This is a genomic window from Micromonospora sp. NPDC049230 (assembly GCF_040647875.1).
In the GTDB taxonomy this organism is placed as follows: Bacteria; Actinomycetota; Actinomycetes; order Mycobacteriales; family Micromonosporaceae; genus Micromonospora.
Window position 1 is genome coordinate 21,751 of record NZ_JBEZCZ010000015.1, and the last position, 16,844, is coordinate 38,594.

Genomic DNA, 16,844 nt, shown 5'->3' on the forward strand with positions numbered 1-16,844 from the left:
TCGCGTCGCGCATCCCAGAACGTGTGATGCCGGTGAGTCATCAAGATGACTCACCGGCATCACGCTCGTCAGGGCATGGCCGCCCGACCGGTGGTGATCGGAGCGGGCGTGGCAGACCTCAGTCCTGCGCCGAGTCCAGCTCGCCGGTGGCGGCGAGGCGCTGGTACCAGTGCGCGCTGTCCTTCCAGGTGCGGACCTGGGTGTCGTAGTCGACGCGGATGATCCCGAAGCGGCGGTCGTAGCCGTAGCCCCACTCGAAGTTGTCCAGCAGGGACCAGACGAAGTAGCCACGGACGTCGGCACCCTGCGCGCGGGCGTCGGCCATCGCGCCGATGTGCCGGCGCAGGTAGTCGATCCGCCGGTCGTCGTGGATCCGGCCGTCGGCCGACACCACGTCGTCGAAGGCCGCGCCGTTCTCGGTGATCATCATCGGCTGGCTGGGGTACTCCCGGTGCAGGCGCAGCAGCAACTCGGTCAGGGCCGGCGGGTCGATGTTCCACCCCATCGCCGTGTACGGGCCCGGCTGCGGCAGGAAGTCGACGTTGTCGGCGGCGACCCACGGCGTCGACGCCGACGCACCGTGCCCGTCGGCGTCGGAGCGGGCCGACACCCCGTCCCAGGCCCGGACCAGGGTGCTGGAGTAGTAGTTGACCCCCAGCACGTCCAGCGGCACCGCGATCAGCTTCTCGTCGCCCGCACGGACGAACGACCAGTCGGTGACCGATGCGGTGTCGGCCAGCAGATCGGCCGGGTATTCGCCGTCCAGCATCGGCCCGAGGAACGCCCGGTTGGCCAGGGCGTCGATCCGCCGCACCGCGTCGGTGTCGGCTGCCGAGTCGGAGGCACCCCGGATGACGTGCAGGTTGAGCGTCACCGACAACTCGGCGGCCGGCGCCAGCTCCCGGACCACCCGACCGGCCAGCCCGTGCGCGAGGTTGAGGTGGTGCACCGCGGCCAGCGCCGCCGCCGGCTCGGTCCGACCCGGGGCGTGCACGCCGGAGGCGTAGCCCAGGTACGCCGAGCACCACGGCTCGTTGAGCGTCGTCCAGGTGTGCACCCGGTCGCCCAGCGCACCGACGATGCCGGCCGCGTACTCCTGGAAACGCAGCGCGGTCTCCCGTGCCGCCCAGCCGCCGGCGTCCTCCAACTCCTGCGGCAGGTCCCAGTGGTACATCGTCGCCACCGGACGGATGCCCCGCTCCAGCAGACCGTCGACAAGCCGCGAGTAGAAGTCGACGCCGGCCTGGTTGAAGCGGCCCGAGCCGCCCGGCTGCACCCGCGGCCAGGCGATGGAGAACCGGTACGCGCTCAGCCCGAGGTCGGCGATGTGCCCCAGGTCGTCGGCCCACCGGTGGTAGTGGTCGGCGGCCACGTCGCCGGTGTCGCCGTTGAGCGTCCGACCGGGCGTGTGGCTGTAGGTGTCCCAGATGGACGGTCCGCGGCCGTCCTCGGTGGCGGCACCCTCGATCTGGTACGCCGCCGTCGCGGACCCCCAGACGAAGCTCTCCGGGAAGTGGTGTCGCGTCATCGTTCCGTCCCCTGGATCTCGCAGCTGTAGCCCGTCGAGTGACCGGCGACCAGTTCCGCACTGGCCGCCCCGCCCTCGTAGCGCACGTCGAACTCGGCGCCCGGCCCGTCCCCGGGTGACGGTACCCGGACCCGGGTCCGCTGCCCCTCGGCCGGTGCGTACAGCCGCAGCCGTACATCGTCGGCCCACTCGTAGTCCGGTCGGTCGGTGCGGGAACCGAACGGGATGACCGCGCCGGGCCGGGCCAGCACCGGCAGGCTGTCGAACGCGTGCTTCTCGGTGACCCACGCCGGGCCGGTGACCTGCGCGCCGCTGAGCAGGTGCGTCCAGGTGCCGGCGGGCACGTAGTAGGTGACGTCGCCGTCGGCGCTGAACACCGGCGCGACAAGCACGTCCGGGCCGAGCATGTACTGGCGGTCCAGGTGTGCCGTGGCCGGGTCGTCCGGGAACTCCAGGAACATCGGGCGCATCACCGGCGTACCGTCGCGGTGTGCCTCCTGGGCGGCGGCCGCGAGGTACGGCATCAGGCCGAGTTTGAGCCGGGTGAAGTGCCGCAGCACGTCGACGGCCTCGTCGTCGAACGCCCACGGCACCCGGTACGAGCCGGAGCCGTGCAGCCGGGAGTGCGAGGAGAGCAGCCCGAAGGCGACCCACCGTTTGAACACCGCCGGATCGGGGGTGCCCTCGAAGCCGCCGATGTCGTGGCTCCAGTAGCCGAAGCCGGACGCGGCCAGGGACAGGCCGCCGCGCAGCGACTCGGCCATCGCGACGAACGTCGACTCGCAGTCGCCGCCCCAGTGCACAGGGAACTGCTGCCCCCCAGCGGTGGCCGAGCGGGCGAACAGCACCGCCTCGCCCTTGCCGCGCTCGGCCTCCAACAGCTCGAAGACCGCCTTGTTGTAGAGGTAGGAGTAGTAGTTGTGCATCCGCTGCGGGTCCGAGCCGTCGTGCCACACCACGTCGGTCGGGATGCGCTCACCGAAGTCGGTCTTGAAGCAGTCGACGCCCATGTCCAGCAGGGCCTTGAGCTTGCCGGTGAACCAGCGCACCGCATCCGGGTTGGTGAAGTCGACGAGCGCCATGCCGGCCTGCCACTTGTCCCACTGCCAGACCGACCCGTCCGGGTTGCGGACCAGGTAGCCGGCCTCGCGGCCCTCCTCGAACAGGTACGAACGCTGCGCGATGTACGGGTTGATCCAGACGCACACCTTCAGGTCCCGCTCGTGCAGCCGGCGCAGCATCCCCTCCGGGTCTCCGAAGGTCGCCGGATCCCAGACGAAGTCGACCCAGTGGAACTGGCGCATCCAGAAACAGTCGAAGTGGAACACCGACAGCGGCAGCCCGCGCTCGGCCATCCCGTCGACGAACTCGGTCACCGTCTTCTCGTCGTACGAGGTGGTGAACGAGGTGGACAACCACAGCCCGTACGACCAGGCGGGGATCCGGGCCGGCCGGCCGGTGAGGGCGGTGTAGCGGCGCAGCACGTCCTTCGGGTCGGGGCCGTCGATGACGTGGTACGTGAGCGACTGCCCCTCGACGCTGAACTGGTTCTGCGCGACGACCTCGGAGCCGACCTCGAACGACACGTGCTCCGGGTGGTCGACGAACACCCCGTAGCCGGCGCTGCTGAGGTAGAACGGCACGTTCTTGTACGCCTGCTCGCTGGCGGTGCCACCGTCGGCGTTCCAGATGTCGACGGTCTGCCCGTTCTTGACGAACGGGCCGAAGCGCTCGCCCAACCCGTACACCGTCTCGCCGACACCCAGCGCGAGCCGCTCGTGCACGTACCGGCGGCCCTCGGCGTCGGTGACGACGCCGATGCTGCGCCCGGTGGACGCGGTGACCAGCCGGTCGCCGTGCAGGAACTCGACCCGCCACCCGTCGACGAGCGCGACCCGCGCGGTCAGCTCACCGGTCGTCAGCGTCGCGCTGATCCCGGTGACGTCGACGGTGACCGGGTGCGTCTCGTCGGTGCTCAGCCCGAAGTGCGGCTCGCGGGGCAGCCCGCCGGTGTGGTGGGCGATGGTCACCCCGATGACGCCGGGGGCGGGGGAGAAGAACCGGACGGTGACCAGCGCACGGTTCAGGGTGTCGCCGCGACCGGTGATCGGGGCGGTCGGCGCGAAGACGGTGAAACCGCGGTCGTCCGGCTCGACCGACTCCACCACGCCGGGACGCAGGACGCTGACACCGGGGCGCAGTTGCCAGTACCCGTCGGTGAACTTCACTTCTCGGCTCCTGCCGTGATGCCGCGCGCCAGGGTGCGCTGGAAGATGAGGAAGAAGAGGATCGCCGGCACCAGGCTGATCAGGGCGCCGGCGTTGGTGGTCGGAGCGTCCATCAGCCGGTCACCCTGCAACGACGCGAGCGCGACCGGGATGGTCTGCGTCTGGTTGTCGATCAGCATGACCAGCGGGATGAGGAACTCGTTCCACGTCCAGATGAAGAAGAAGATGAGCAGCACCGCGAGGGTGGGCCGCAGGTTGGGGAAGACCACCCGCCACAGCACCGTCCACTTGCCGGCGCCGTCCAGCGCGGCGGCCTCCAGCAGCGAGCGTGGGAACGTCCCCATGACCGAGGCCAGCAGGTAGGTGCCGAACGCGCTCTGGATCACGGTGAAGATGATGATCACCGAAAGCTGGGTGTTGTAGAGGCCGATCTGCTTCGCCACGTAGTACAGCGGGTAGATCAGTGCCTCCTGCGGCAGCATGTTGGCCAGCAGGAACAACCCGACGATCCAGAGCCTGCCACGGACCCGGCCGATGCCCAGGGCGTACGCGTTGAGCAGTGACACGGCGACGCCGAGCACTGCCACGGAGCCGGCGATGAGCGCCGAGTTCCAGAGCTTGAGCGGGAAGTTCACAGCGGTCCAGTACGTCCGCAGACCCTTGGTGTAGAACTCGCTCGGCCAGCTCAACGGGCCACCCGAGGAGTAGTCACCGGGCGACTTGAACGCGTTGAGCAGCATGAACGCGAACGGCACGAGCATGACCAGCGCGCCGAGGACGACCACTGTGAGCACGATCCAGCGGCTGACGCCGCGGTGGTGCCGATCTCGTGTGGGCACCCGAACGGGCGCCGGAGTGATGACGGCCATTTCAGATCCCCCGGTCCCGGCGCTCGCTGCGCGCCTGCATCCAGATGAAGACCACGGCCACCAGAACGATGATCAGGGTCAGCACCGTGGAGATCGCGGAGCCGTAGCCGACCTGCAACTTCTTGAAGAACGTGTAGTAGGCGAAGTAGCTCGGCACGTTCGTGGCATTGTCCGGGCCGCCCCGGGTCAGGGCGAAGATTGGCCCGAACACCTTCAACGCGGCGATGGTGCAGGTCAGGGCCACCACGAAGGTCTCCGGCCGGATCTGTGGGAGGGTGATCGCCCGGAACCGGTGGACCCAGTTCGCGCCGTCGACCTCGGCCGCCTCGTACAGCTCGGGATCGACCCGCTGCAACGCCGCCATGAAGACGACAACGGGGTAGCCGATCTGCACCCAGATCATCACGGCCATCACTGCCGGCAGGGCGGTGCCCGGGTCACCGAGCCAGTCGTGACGCAGCGCGCCCAGACCGATCGCGTCGAGCAGGCTGTTGAACGCGCCGTCGGGGCGCAGGATCCAGCCCCAGACGATGCCCGCCACCACGACGGGCAGCACCTGCGGGAGGTAGAACGCGGCCCGCAGCGCGGCGGCGGTGCGGGGCTTGAACCGCCGGCCGATGACGTCGAAGAGCACCGCGGCGAGCAACAGCCCGAGCAGTGTGGGCACCACCACCATCGCGACGATCATCCAGACGGTGTTGCGGAACGACGCCCAGAACACGTCGTCCTGCATCAACTGCTGGTAGTTGTCCAGGCCGACCCACCTGGGGTCGCCGATGCCGGACCACTTGGTCAACGACAGGTAGAGGGTGCCGACCAGGGGTGCGCCGATCACCAGGAGGAAGAGCACCGCCCCGGGGAGCAGGTAGAGCCAGTAGGCCGCGTCGCGGCCGCGGCGTCTGCGGCTGGGCGCGGGCGGGGTGGGCGTCGCGGCCGCCCTTGTGGCGGCGACGGTCTCGGAGACTGCCATGGAAGATCCTTCCCGGCGGGGCGGGCGGGCACGCCGGTCGTGCCGGTCGCGCCCGCCGCTCGCCGCGTCACTTGCTGGTGATCTCCTTGACGCCGTCGGCGTACGGCTTGGCGATCGCGTCGAGGACCTGGTCGGGGGACTTGGAGCCGTTGATCAGGCCCTGGAAGCCGGAGACCAGCACGTCGTAGTAGCCGGGGACCGGCCAGTCCGGGTAGAAGGCGAGCCCGTCGGACTTGCTGACAGTGTTGAAGTCCTCGATCAGCTTGCGGTCCTTCGGGTCGCTGATCTTCGACGCGTCGGCGGCGACCGGGACACCACCGTTGTTGCCGATCAGGTCCTGGATCTCCGGACGCAGGGTGATGTCGATGAAGTCGTACGCCAGGCTCTTGGCCTTGCTGTTCTCCGGGACGACCCAGAGGTTGCCCGACGAGCCGGCGTTGAGGGTGTTGCCGGGGAAGAGGAAGGTGTCCCAGTTGGCCTTCATCTCGGTCTTGAACCGGCCGTACCACCAGCTACCCGAGACGATCATCGGGGTCTTGCCGGCGATGAACGCGGTGCCCATGTCCTCGGCCTTGAGGCTTGCCGAGTTCTTCGCGACGTAGCCCTTGCGCACCCACTCGGCGAAGGTGTCCGCGCCGTACTTGAGGGGGTCGGCCTTGAAGTCGACGGGGTTCTTGTAGAGCTGGTAGTTGTCGACGAACTGCCTGTCGCCCTTGGACAGGGCGAGCTGGTAGAAGAGCTGCCCGGCCGGGTACTCGGCGCCGGCCATGCCCAGCGGGGTGACGCCCTTGCCGACGAAGGTGTCCATCGCGGCGGTCATCTCGGCCATGCTGGTCGGCACCTTGACGCCGTTGCGCTGGAACAGGTCCTTGTTGTAATAGACCGTGACGTACTCGCCGTAGTTCGGCACGCCGAACCACTTGCCCGAGCCCATCACACCCTTGTCGCTGTAGCGGGCGGTGGTCTGGAGGCTGGGGCTGAGCTTGCCGGCCCAACCGCGCTTGTCGGCCTCGGCGCTCAGGTCGGAGAGCAGGCCCTGGGTGGAGAGCAGGCCGGCGGTCGCGTTGCCCTTGTTGTACTCCATGATGTCCGGGCCCTCGGACGAGTTGATGATCATGCCGGCGTTCTGCTGGATCTGCTCGAACGCCTTGCGCTCGAAGCGCACCTCGACGCCCGGGTGCTCGTTCTTGAAGATCTCGATGGCCCGGTTCCAGCCGACCCCCATGGCGCTGTTCTCGCTCTCGTAGTGCCAGAGCTTGAGAACCTTGGCGTCGCTGTCGTCCCCGTTGTCGCCACCGCCGCAGGCGGCCACGGTGGTCGTCGCGGTCGCCGCCAGGGCGATCGCGGCGACGAGCCGGCGGAATCGCTGCATTACAATCCTCCTCGTTGAGTATCTCGCGGTACTGCACGGGGCCCGTCGTCGCGTTGCAGCGCGGCGGCGGGCCGTTCTTACTGGTCAGCCCCCATCAGGTGGCGGCTTCGAGGTGCGGCTGTCGATCCCCGGATCTCCAACGCGCAGGGCAGCAACTGCTGGTGGCGTTGATCGCCGGGGCCGTCCAGGTGGCGCACCAGCGCCTCGATCGCGATCCGACCCAGCGCCGACCCGGGTGACGTCATCGCGGTCAGCGCCGGGGTCGCCAACTCGGCCACCTGCGTCGAGGTGACCATCGAGACGACGGAGACGTCCTCGGGCACCGACAACCCACGGCCGGTCAGCTCGCCGAGGATGCCGAAGATCGCGGTCTCGTTCATGGCCAGCACGGCGGTCAGCTCCGGGGCCTGCGCGAACGCGGCGGCCAGGGCCGCGCGACCGCCTGCGGCGCTGTCCTCGGCCGTGATCATCAGCGGGTCGAGGCCGTGCCCGGTCATGGCCGCGACAAAGGCGTCCCGGGTACGCAGCGCAGGCCCGTAACCGCTGGCCACCGTCGCGGCCGAGTGGTTGACGTAGACGATCCGCCGGTGCCCGAGACCGACAAGGTGCGCGACGGCCTCCCGGACGGTCTGGTCGAAGTCGATGTCGACGTAGGAGAGCGCGCTGGTGTCGCCGGTGCGGCCGATCAGGACCAGCGGTACGCCGGCCTCCTGGAGCACGCTGACCCGCTCGTCGGCGAGCTGGACCTCCATCAGCACGACACCGTCGAGCATCCGCTGGGTGGCCAGCCGACGCAGGTCGTCGAGGTCGCCACCACCGACCGGCGAGAGCACCAGGTGGTAGCCGACCGCGCTGGCCGCCGCGGCGGCGCCGGTGACGAAGGCGGTCTCGGTGGCACCGAGGCCGCGCTCGTCCATCGGCATCAGCAGGCCGAGAATCCGGCTGCGGCGGCTGGCCAGGCCACGGGCCATCGCGTTGGGCTGGTAGTCGAGCTCGGCCATCGCGGCGAGCACCTTGCCCCGGGTGGCCTGCGAGATCGGCCGGGCGCCGGTGAGCACGTACGAGACGGTGCTGACCGAGACGCCAGCGAGGCGTGCGACGTCATGCATGGTGGCCACCGCGCACCTCCTCTGGCCAGGCGTGGGATCGCTCCCGCATGATCGTCGAAACGTTTCGACGAAGCGGTTCGACAGACGCTAGGCCACCTGTTACGGCGACGTCAATAGCCGATGACGAAGAGAATTCGCACTCGCGCGATCCCCTCGCACCCGCCGGGGCTTGGGCAGCAATATCCCCGATGTTGTGCGGATCTTGCCGCGGTGCGGGGTGTCAGGTCAGGTCGAACAGCCTGGCGGCGTTGTCCCAGCAGAGCGCGCGCAGCCAGTCGTCGCCGAGGTCCAGCCGGGCCAGCCCGGTCAGCTGGTCGGCGTACGGGTGCGGGATGTTCGGGAAGTCGCTGCCGAGCAGCACCCTGCCAGCCAACCCCAACTCGCGCAGCCGGGGCAACTCGGCGCGGGGGAAGGGCACGAACTTCCGAGGTGCGCCACCACCGCCGGCAGTCGGGGGTGTCGGGCGAGCAGGTGTGCGACCCGGTCGGCGTCGCTCCACCGGTACCGGATCGGCCACTCGGTGCCGACCAACGGCCCGGGCGCGTCGAAGTACGCCCACACCCGGCGCATCAGCCGTGGCGGTAGGAAGTGCACGTGTACGTCAGCCAGGCCGGGCAGCCCCAGCGCGTGCCAGAACGCCGGCACCCGATCGTCGGCCGCCGGCGGTGAACCGAGCGCCGGACCTGTCACATCTCGATGTCGAACCGGCTCAGCACCGAGGGCGCGATCAGGCCGACGGTGGCCAGCGCCGAGACGACGGTCAGCGCGATGCGCATCCCGACCACCTCGGCCTTGCTGCCGACTCGCAGGGCGATGCGGTTCGGTAGGCCGATCATCATCCACATGCGTCGTTTGATCGGGATCGGCCAGAGGAGCGGCACACCGGCTCGGGTGATCATGTCGCCGAGGATGTGCACGAAGCAGCCCACCCCCAGGGCGGTGCCGATCAGCGGGTAGCCGCGCCCACCCGGAAGGTTGGCGAAGGTGAACCAGGCCGCCCCGGCCGACGCGAGCGTGATGATCACCCAGCCGGCCCGCTCGGCCCACTCGTCGAACAGCCCGCGCAGGGCGAGGCCGAACATGAAGAACAGGATGGTGATCACCGCCCACTTGCCGTACGCGGCACAGAGCGCTGTGGTGCCCCAGCCGACCAGCACGGTGAACGGCAGGGTGTGGGTCAGCGTCCGGTGCCCGTTGTTGCGGCGCGGGTCCCTGCTGAGCTTGGTGGCGTAGTAGACGCCGAGTGAGATCTTCTCCATCACCTCGGCGGCGAAGAGCGAGAAGACGCCGAAGGTGCGGGCCACCGTTGCCCCACCCTGGTTCTTCGTCACCTTGCCCGACATGTCGAGGTCGGGAAAGAGCGCGCCGCCGGCGCACACCGCGGTGCCCACCGCCAACGCGAGCGGCGACTGGTGGTAGTCGGCGAACTGGTCCAGTGCCCAGGACCCGGCCAACCACGCCGCCGCGCCGGACAGCGCGTGTTGCGGTCCCATCATCTCGGCTCACCCTCCCCAGGGATCTTGAGCGCCAAAACTACGCCACTGTAGTCAGCGTCGGCGTCGCAGGGGCATCACCCGGAAGGTCCACATCGGACGAAATCACGTCGCGGGGCTGAAGCTCTGCCGGATCATCGGCAAGTATGCCGCGTTGACCTGCCAGTCGAACTCTTTTGTCACCCACGAGACGGTGTAGGAACGGTCGGCCGAGGTGTTGGCCAGCAACCGGAAGCTGTGCAACTCGTCACCGGCGGCGTTCACCCAACCGCACTCCCAGACCGCGCCGCCCTCGAAGATGTCCATCGCGGAGATGTCCACCCTGCGGTAGCCGGTCAGCAGCGCCTCGCCGGTGGTGAGTCGCGTCTCCTCGGCCTTCCAGTAGGCCAGCGGGTCGGCCCGCACGGGCCCCGCCTCGACACTGAGCACCCGCGCGCCGTCGTGCTCCCGGAAACAGGTCACCGCTCCCTCCGTCCAGCGCGTCCAGCCCACCGGTACGGCGATCCGGAACCCGGTCGGGTCGACGTGCCAGGTCCAGCCGTCGCGTAGCCGGTAGGGCGCGTCGGCCGGGCGCGGCATCGAGGCCACCGGCGTGGCCGTCGACGGCGGTGGCGGTGGTGCCGCGCAGGCGAACGCGGCCGGCCGGGCGGTCGGCGTGCCGCCTCCGGAGCCGGACGGTGGTGTCCGCTCGACGTGGCGGCCGGCAAGTGTCAACGTCACACCCGCGGCGACGAGGAGGGCGGTTGTCGCTCCGCCCAGAACGATCAGACGAAGCCGTCCGCCGGGCCGGTTACCCGTCGTGCCAGTCGGCGTCGGCGGTTCGTCGGGCGGGGCAGCCTGCGGCTCGACCGGGTCGGGCAGGACGGCCCGGCTCGCGCTGCGTACCGCGGCCACCGCCGAGGACCGCACCGGCGCGACGGGCTGGTCCTGGGCCGCCGCGACAGCGCGCAACAACGGCTCCACCTCGGTGGCGGTCAACCGCCGCCAGGGGTCGCGTTGCAACAGGCCGGTGAGCGCGGGGCGCAACGGGCCGGCGCGGCGCATCGGGTCCGGTGGGTCGGTGGCCAGTGCGCTGAGCGTCGCCATGGCACTCGAGCGGGCGTACGGTGACTGCCCCTCGACCGTCGCGTAGAGCGTCGCGCCCAGCGACCACAGGTCCGTACGCGGATCCGACACCCCTTCGCGGGCCCGTTCCGGCGCGACGAACTGCGGCGAACCGAGCACCGTGCCCGGCCCGGTCATCGCACCCTCGCCACCGTCGAAGGTGGCCAGCCCGAAGTCGGTGAGCACCACCCGCCCGTCGTCGGCGACCAGCACGTTGTGCGGTTTCACGTCGCGGTGCAGCACCCCGGCGGCGTGCGCGGCCCGCAGCGCGGCGAGCACCGCCAACCCGATCCGGGCGGTGCGCTGCGGGCTCAGCGGCCCTTCGGCACTGATGATCTGCTGCACCGACCGGGACGGCACGTACTCCATCACGATCCACGGGCTCTCCCGGTCGTGCACCACGTCGTAGATGCGCACCACGTTGGGGTGATTGAGCCGGGCAGCGGTGCGAGCCTCGCGCAGGGTCCGCAGCCGCAACTCCTCGCGTTCGGCCTCGGCCAGCCAGGACGGCGGCACGACCTCCTTCACCGCGACGTCGCGGTGCAGCATCTCGTCGCGAGCAAGCCACACCCGACCCATCCCGCCGGTGCCGACCAGGTCGAGCAGCCGGTACCGACCCGCGATCAGCAACTGATGCACGGTCGCTCCCCCTTGGTCACCCCGGGTTACACGATAGCCACCGATCTCGGTGTTCTCATCCGCTGAGCGGCCTCGATCCACGCCGGACGGTGGTCCGGATCATGGCCGTACGGTGCAGGTCAGCGGGGTGGTCGGAAACTCTTTCGCACCACCGCCCAGTCGGCGTCGGCCGCGGCCCAGTCTTCGTCGGCGGTGATCCACCCCAGTGTCCAGGGGGCGGCGCCGACGACGAGTTGTCGGGCGTGCAGCAGTGGCCCGTCCGGTGCCCGCCAGCGGCACTCCCAATCCGCACCGTCGTCGCCCGCGGCGAGCCGGATCTCGTCGTACTCCGGTAGTGCCCCGGCTGCGGCCGCCGCGTCGCGGACCTGCCGCAGCCCGACCAGCGGATCGGCGGCACCGCCCGCGGCGACGCTGAACGCCCGGCCGGTCGCCGGGTCCTGGAAACAGGCCGTCACCCCGTCACGCGAGTAGTACCAGGTCGCCGGCACGGAGACCCGGAAGCCGGCGGTGTCGGCGTGCCAGATCCAGCCGGACGGCGGCCGGAACCGTTCGCCGGGAGCCGGCGCGCGGGCGGGCACCGGCGCACCGCCGATATCCGGGCGGACGCAGTCGAACGGTGGCGGGGGCACGCCGGGCCCGCCCGGTGGCGGTCGGCGTCTGTCGTGGCCGGGGCCGTCCGGGCCGCCGCCGCCCGGCGGTGCGTACGGCGGTGGGTCGGAGGGCCGGGCGACGGTGTCGGCGGGCCGGTCGGCGGTGACGGCCAGCGCGGTGCCGACGCCGGCGGCCGCGGCCACGAGTAGCGACACGGCGACCAGCGCGCCCCGCCGTATCGTGCGCCGCCTCTTCGGTTCGTCGGGCACCGGAACCGCATCGCCCGGTCCGTTGGCCTGACCGGGCGGGGGAAGCGGGATGGTCGGCTCCTGACCGGCCAGCTCGTCGGCCCCGGCGGGCGGGTCGCCCGGCGCCGGATCGAGTCGACCCGCCGACCCCGCTCCGGACGCCGACGCCGACGATGATCCGGACGCTGATGCTGGCCGCGAGGATAACCCGGGCGACGACCGGGACACCGACGCGGACCCGGACGCTGACGGTGACCCCGGCGACGACCGGGACACTGACGCGGACCCGGACGCTGGCGGCGACCCCGAGGACGGGCCGGGCGACGACCCCGGCGGCGACGCGGACTGCGATGTCGGGAGCGGGTCGGGGTGGCCGGCCGCGGCCCGGACCAGCAGCCGGCGGGCCGCGTGGTGGTCGAGGCGGTGGCGCGGGTCGCGGCGCAGCAGCCCCGCGAGCACCGGCGCGAGCGACCCCGCGTGCGGAGCCGGGTCCGGTGGGCCGGCGGCCAGTGCGCTCAGGGTGGCCATCGCGGTGCTGCGGGCGTACGGGGAGCGGCCCTCCACCGCGGCGTGCAGTGTCGCCCCGAGGGACCACAGGTCGGCGGCGACAGTGGACACACCCTCGGCGGCCCGCTCCGGGGCCACGTACTGCGGGGAGCCGAGGACCATGCCGGGGCGGGTCGTCACGCCGTCGCCGCCGTCGAAGGTGGCCAACCCGAAGTCGGTGAGCATCACCCGACCGTCGTGCGCCACGAGCACGTTCTGCGGCTTGATGTCGCGGTGCAGCACCCCGGCGGTGTGCGCGGCGTGCAGCGCGTCGAGGATGGCCAGGCCGATCCGGGCGGCGTGGGACGGCTCCAGTGGCCCCTCGGCGTCCACCAGGTCCTGGAGCGTGCGGGACGGGACGTACTCCATCACGATCCACGGGTTGTCGTCGACCGAGATGACGTCGTAGAGCCGGACCACTGCGGGGTGGTTGAGCCGGGCCGCGGCGCGCGCCTCCCGCAGGGTGCGCGAGCGCGCCTCGGCGCGCTCGTGGTCGGCCAGCCACGTGGGCGGCACGATCTCCTTGACGGCGACCTCGCGGTGCAGCATCTCGTCGCGGGCGAGCCACACCCGACCCATGCCCCCGCGACCCACCAGGTCGAGCAGCCGGTATCGACCGGCGATCAGCACCTGCGCACGCTCCTCCTCCGCCGCCGTCCGGGCTACACCCTAACCAGCGGATCGGGAGTCACCTATCGGTAGTCCGACTTGGCTCAGCAGGCGGCGTGGTCCACGCGCGCCAGCAGATTGCCCTCCGGGATGGCGAACCGGGCACGTCCACCAGCCAGTCGGGCCGCGGCACGGCGGGCCTGTAGCGGGCCGTGCTCCCGACGGGCAGCGGTGTAGCTGGCGGCGGTGCGGGCGGCGATCGTGGTCCACCCGTACTGTTCGCCGACCATGGTGCGGGCCCGGCGCGCCACCCGCCGGGCGAAGATCTCGTCGTCGAGCAGCTGACCGACCGCACCGGCGAGCGCGTCCGGGTCGCTGTGGGGGAACGTCACTCCGGTCACGCCGGACTCCACGATCTCGGCGAGGCCGCCGGTGCGGGCCACGGCGAGGGGCGCCCCGGCCGCCGCCGCCTCCAACGCCACCATGCCGAACGGCTCGTAGAGGCTGGGCACCACTGTCGCGTCGGTGGCACCGAGCATCGCCGGCAGCTGGGTGGAGTCGAGGAAGCCGGTGAACCGGACTGTCGAGCACAGCGCCAGCCGGCGGGCCTGGGCCTCCAGCTCGGCGCGGTACGGGCCGTCGCCGGCGATCACCACACGCAGCCCCGGGTGCCGCTCGCGCAGTCGGGGCACCGCGTGCACCAGGTGCTGGACGCCCTTCTCGTAGACCAGCCGCCCGGCGTACCCCACCAACGGGCCGTCCCCGGCGAACCGTGCCCGGGCCGATGCGACAGCGCGTGGACGGGCCCGCCAGGCCCGGCCGTCGACCCCGTTGGGCACCACGTCGACCTGGGTGGCCGGGACGTCGAACAGGGCCTTCACCTGCTCACGCATGTAGCCGGAGCAGACGATCACCCGGCCGGACTCGCTGCTGAGCCACTGCTCGACGCCGTGGATGGTGCGGTTCATCTCCTCGGGCAGCCAGCCCTGGTGTCGCCCCGCCTCGGTGGCGTGCATGGTGGTGACCAGGGGCAGGTCCAGGTGCTCGGCCAGGGAGATGGCGGTGTGGGCGACGAGCCAGTCGTGGGCGTGGATGACGTCGTAGGCGCCGGCCTGGGTGGCGCGTAGGGCGGTGCGGGTGAGGGTGTGGTTGAAGGCCATGGTCCAGGCCAGCAGGGAGCTGGTGGCGAGGGGGAAGGTGACCGGGTCTTCGGGGGCGCGCAGGATGCGGACGCCGTCGGCGTACTCCTCCATGGGTGCGCCGTCGGTGTGGCGGGTGACGACGGTGACCTCGTGGCCGGCGGCGGCGAGGGCGACGGAGAGGGCGTGCACGTGGCGGCCGAGGCCGCCGACGAGCACCGGCGGATATTCCCAGGACAGCATCAGCACCCGCAGCTGCCGGGCGGGGTGGATGTCGATCACGTGGGCGTCGGGTGACATGCGGCCCCCTTTGAGTTGTCCCCGGGCGCGCGCCGACCGACACCGGAAGTTGATGTCGCCGTCGCGTCTGGATCGGGGCCAATCCTGCCGGAACCGAGATAACCGGCGGCGACACCACCGTTGCGGTCGTGTAAAGCGCTACTGGCCCTTTCGGCGCACCCGCAGCAGCTCGGCCACCGACCACGCCTGGAATGGGCAGCCGGTCGCGGCGTGCGGCGCGAGGCCGTCGGCCGTCTCGCTTACCGAGCCTAATCCATATTCGGTCAGATGTGACTCAATCCCCACGAACGCGTCATCGACTGACATCTTTCCCCGACGGGCGGCGTCGACGTACGGGCCGAGCAGCCACGGCCACACGGTGCCCTGGTGGTAGCCCCCGTCGCGCTCGGCCGGGCCACCCCGGTGCCGGCCCACGAACTCCGTCGAATCCGGGGCCAGGCTGCGCGGCCCGAGCGGGGTGAGCAACCCGTCCGCGACGCGGCGCAGCGTCGCCTCGTCCGGCTCCAGCGGCGCGAACGGCAGAGACCAGGCCAGCAACTGGTTGGGACGCAGCGCGTCGTCGTCGTGCAGGGCGGCCCCACCCAGCGGGTACGCCGGCGCGGGCGCGTCCAGCACGTCGTGCAGCCAGCCGGTCGGCGCCGGAAAGCGCTCCCGGAACGAGGCGGTCGCCTGCCCGTGCCGTCGCCACAGCTCGTCCGCGTCCTGCCCGGCCAGCTCGGTCAGCTCCGCGAGCCCGGCCAGCCCGTTGATCCACAACGCGTTGACCTCGACCGGCTTCCCGGTACGCGGGGTGACCGGCACCCCGTACACCCGAGCATCCATCCAGGTCAGCGCGGTGCCGGCGGCGCCCTGGCCGAGCAGACCGTCGGCGGGGTCGACGGCGATCCCGTAGCGGGTGCCGACCACGTGGGCGTCGATCACCGCACGCAGCGCGGGCAGCAACTCGTCGCCGAGATCGGTGTCACCGGTGACCGTGACGTGCCGGCTCACCGCGTGCAGGAACCACAACGTGCCGTCGACGGTGTTGTACTCCACCCGACCGGTGTCGGCCGTGTTGGCGAGCATCCCCTCGGACAGCGTCGCCGCGTACGACCGCAGCAGCGACCTCCCCAGGTCGGCCCGACCGGTGCAGAGGAACAACCCCTCGTACGAGATCATCGTGTCCCGGGACCAGGCCCCGAACCAGGGGTAGCCGGCGACCACGTCCACCGCCGCGTCGCCGGTGCGCACCACGAACGCGTCGGCGGCCAGCGCCAGGGTGGCCTCCACGTCGTCGGTCGGCTTCGCCGTCGCCACCACCTGCCGGTTGCGTCGCCGGGCTGTCGCCACGATCTCCTCCGCCGGCGGTGGCTCCAGGTCGAGCGGATCGGCCCAGGCCCGCACCGACACCGTGTCGCCGGGGCTCGTCAACTCGCCGGCGAAACGCCCCGCGTACCAGAGATCCTCGTCCGGGTGCAGGCCCCGGTTGGCCTCCTCGCGGTGGTGCACGCCCAGCCACCACTGCCCCTCCGGCGTCCAGCCCGGCCCGGCCAGCCGGTACGCGCCCTCGACCACCGCGCCGCCGGCCACCGACTCGACCTGCGGGGTCGGGCCGTCGGCCCGCCGCTCGCCGTGCGCGTCGCGCCAGGTGCAGGCGGCGGACAACTCCAGCCGGACGGGACCGCCCGCGACCAGCCGGTGCACCACCGCCACGCAGGAGCGGCCGGGCAGCATGGCCACCTCCCGCTCGATCACCACCGCACCGATCCGCCACCGCCACCGGGGCAGGCCGTCGACCAGGTCGAAGCGTTCCAGCAGCTCGAAGCCGCGCGGATCCACGTCGCCGGAGGACCACTCGTGCGCGCCGAGCCGCACCCGCGCCCCGGACGGCAGGGTGACCGCCGGATCGAGACTGACCAGTCCCACGTGACGAGACGCCGGTGTCTCACCGGGAACCACCAGCAGACCGTGGTAACGGCGGGTCCGCAACCCGGCGACGGTGCCCATCGCATAGCCGCCGAGACCGTCCGGCACCAGCCACTCCCGGCTGGCCGCGCTGGTCAGATCGCCGCAGACCTGCGGGCCGAAGTGCATGTCAATCAACTTTCCTCCACCGGCGG

General features: G+C 71.3%; 11 protein-coding genes and 1 pseudogene. All 12 read right to left on the minus strand.

Going from position 1 to position 16,844, the window contains the following annotated elements; genetic code table 11:
* Positions 1–118 precede the first annotated feature (118 nt).
* A complete protein-coding gene (locus AB0A95_RS15305; RefSeq protein ID WP_357556352.1) occupies positions 119–1,528 on the minus strand; it encodes a GH1 family beta-glucosidase in 1,410 nt (469 codons plus the stop codon).
* Complete coding sequence (gene yicI, locus AB0A95_RS15310; protein WP_357556353.1) at positions 1,525–3,756, minus strand: alpha-xylosidase; 2,232 nt, start codon at positions 3,754–3,756, stop codon at positions 1,525–1,527. The genes AB0A95_RS15305 and yicI overlap by 4 nt, the downstream gene beginning before the upstream one ends.
* On the minus strand, positions 3,753–4,625 hold the full coding sequence (locus AB0A95_RS15315) for a carbohydrate ABC transporter permease (protein WP_357556354.1): 873 nt from the start codon (positions 4,623–4,625) through the stop codon (positions 3,753–3,755). Before AB0A95_RS15315 ends, yicI begins: the two co-directional genes overlap by 4 nt.
* Position 4,626: 1 nt before the next feature.
* Positions 4,627–5,595 (minus strand): sugar ABC transporter permease, encoded by a 969-nt coding sequence (locus AB0A95_RS15320; RefSeq protein ID WP_357556355.1) that lies wholly within the window; start codon positions 5,593–5,595, stop codon positions 4,627–4,629.
* 67 nt (positions 5,596–5,662) lie between these two features.
* Positions 5,663–6,967 carry an extracellular solute-binding protein gene (locus tag AB0A95_RS15325; protein ID WP_357556356.1) on the minus strand — a complete coding sequence of 435 codons (1,305 nt, stop codon included), beginning with the start codon at positions 6,965–6,967 and terminating at the stop codon, positions 5,663–5,665.
* A gap of 77 nt (positions 6,968–7,044) precedes the next feature.
* The gene (locus AB0A95_RS15330) at positions 7,045–8,076 is read right to left on the minus strand and encodes a LacI family DNA-binding transcriptional regulator (RefSeq protein ID WP_357556423.1); all 1,032 of its coding nucleotides are present in this window, start codon (positions 8,074–8,076) and stop codon (positions 7,045–7,047) included.
* A 220-nt stretch (positions 8,077–8,296) separates the two neighbouring features.
* Positions 8,297–8,766 (minus strand): annotated as a pseudogene (locus tag AB0A95_RS15335) (amidohydrolase family protein).
* The gene (locus AB0A95_RS15340) at positions 8,763–9,572 is read right to left on the minus strand and encodes a metal-dependent hydrolase (protein WP_357556357.1); all 810 of its coding nucleotides are present in this window, start codon (positions 9,570–9,572) and stop codon (positions 8,763–8,765) included. The pseudogene AB0A95_RS15335 and the gene AB0A95_RS15340 overlap by 4 nt, the downstream one beginning before the upstream one ends.
* A gap of 102 nt (positions 9,573–9,674) precedes the next feature.
* Positions 9,675–11,312, minus strand: a complete 1,638-nt coding sequence (locus AB0A95_RS15345) for a protein kinase (protein ID WP_357556358.1) — start codon at positions 11,310–11,312, stop codon at positions 9,675–9,677.
* Positions 11,313–11,431: 119 nt separating this feature from the next.
* On the minus strand, positions 11,432–13,327 hold the full coding sequence (locus AB0A95_RS15350; protein ID WP_357556359.1) for a serine/threonine-protein kinase: 1,896 nt from the start codon (positions 13,325–13,327) through the stop codon (positions 11,432–11,434).
* Between the two features lie 83 nt (positions 13,328–13,410).
* Complete coding sequence (locus AB0A95_RS15355; RefSeq protein WP_357556360.1) at positions 13,411–14,745, minus strand: glycosyltransferase family 4 protein; 1,335 nt, start codon at positions 14,743–14,745, stop codon at positions 13,411–13,413.
* Between the two features lie 138 nt (positions 14,746–14,883).
* Positions 14,884–16,827, minus strand: coding sequence for an amylo-alpha-1,6-glucosidase (locus AB0A95_RS15360; protein WP_357556361.1), 1,944 nt, complete (start codon positions 16,825–16,827; stop codon positions 14,884–14,886).
* Between the last annotated feature and the right edge of the window lie 17 nt (positions 16,828–16,844).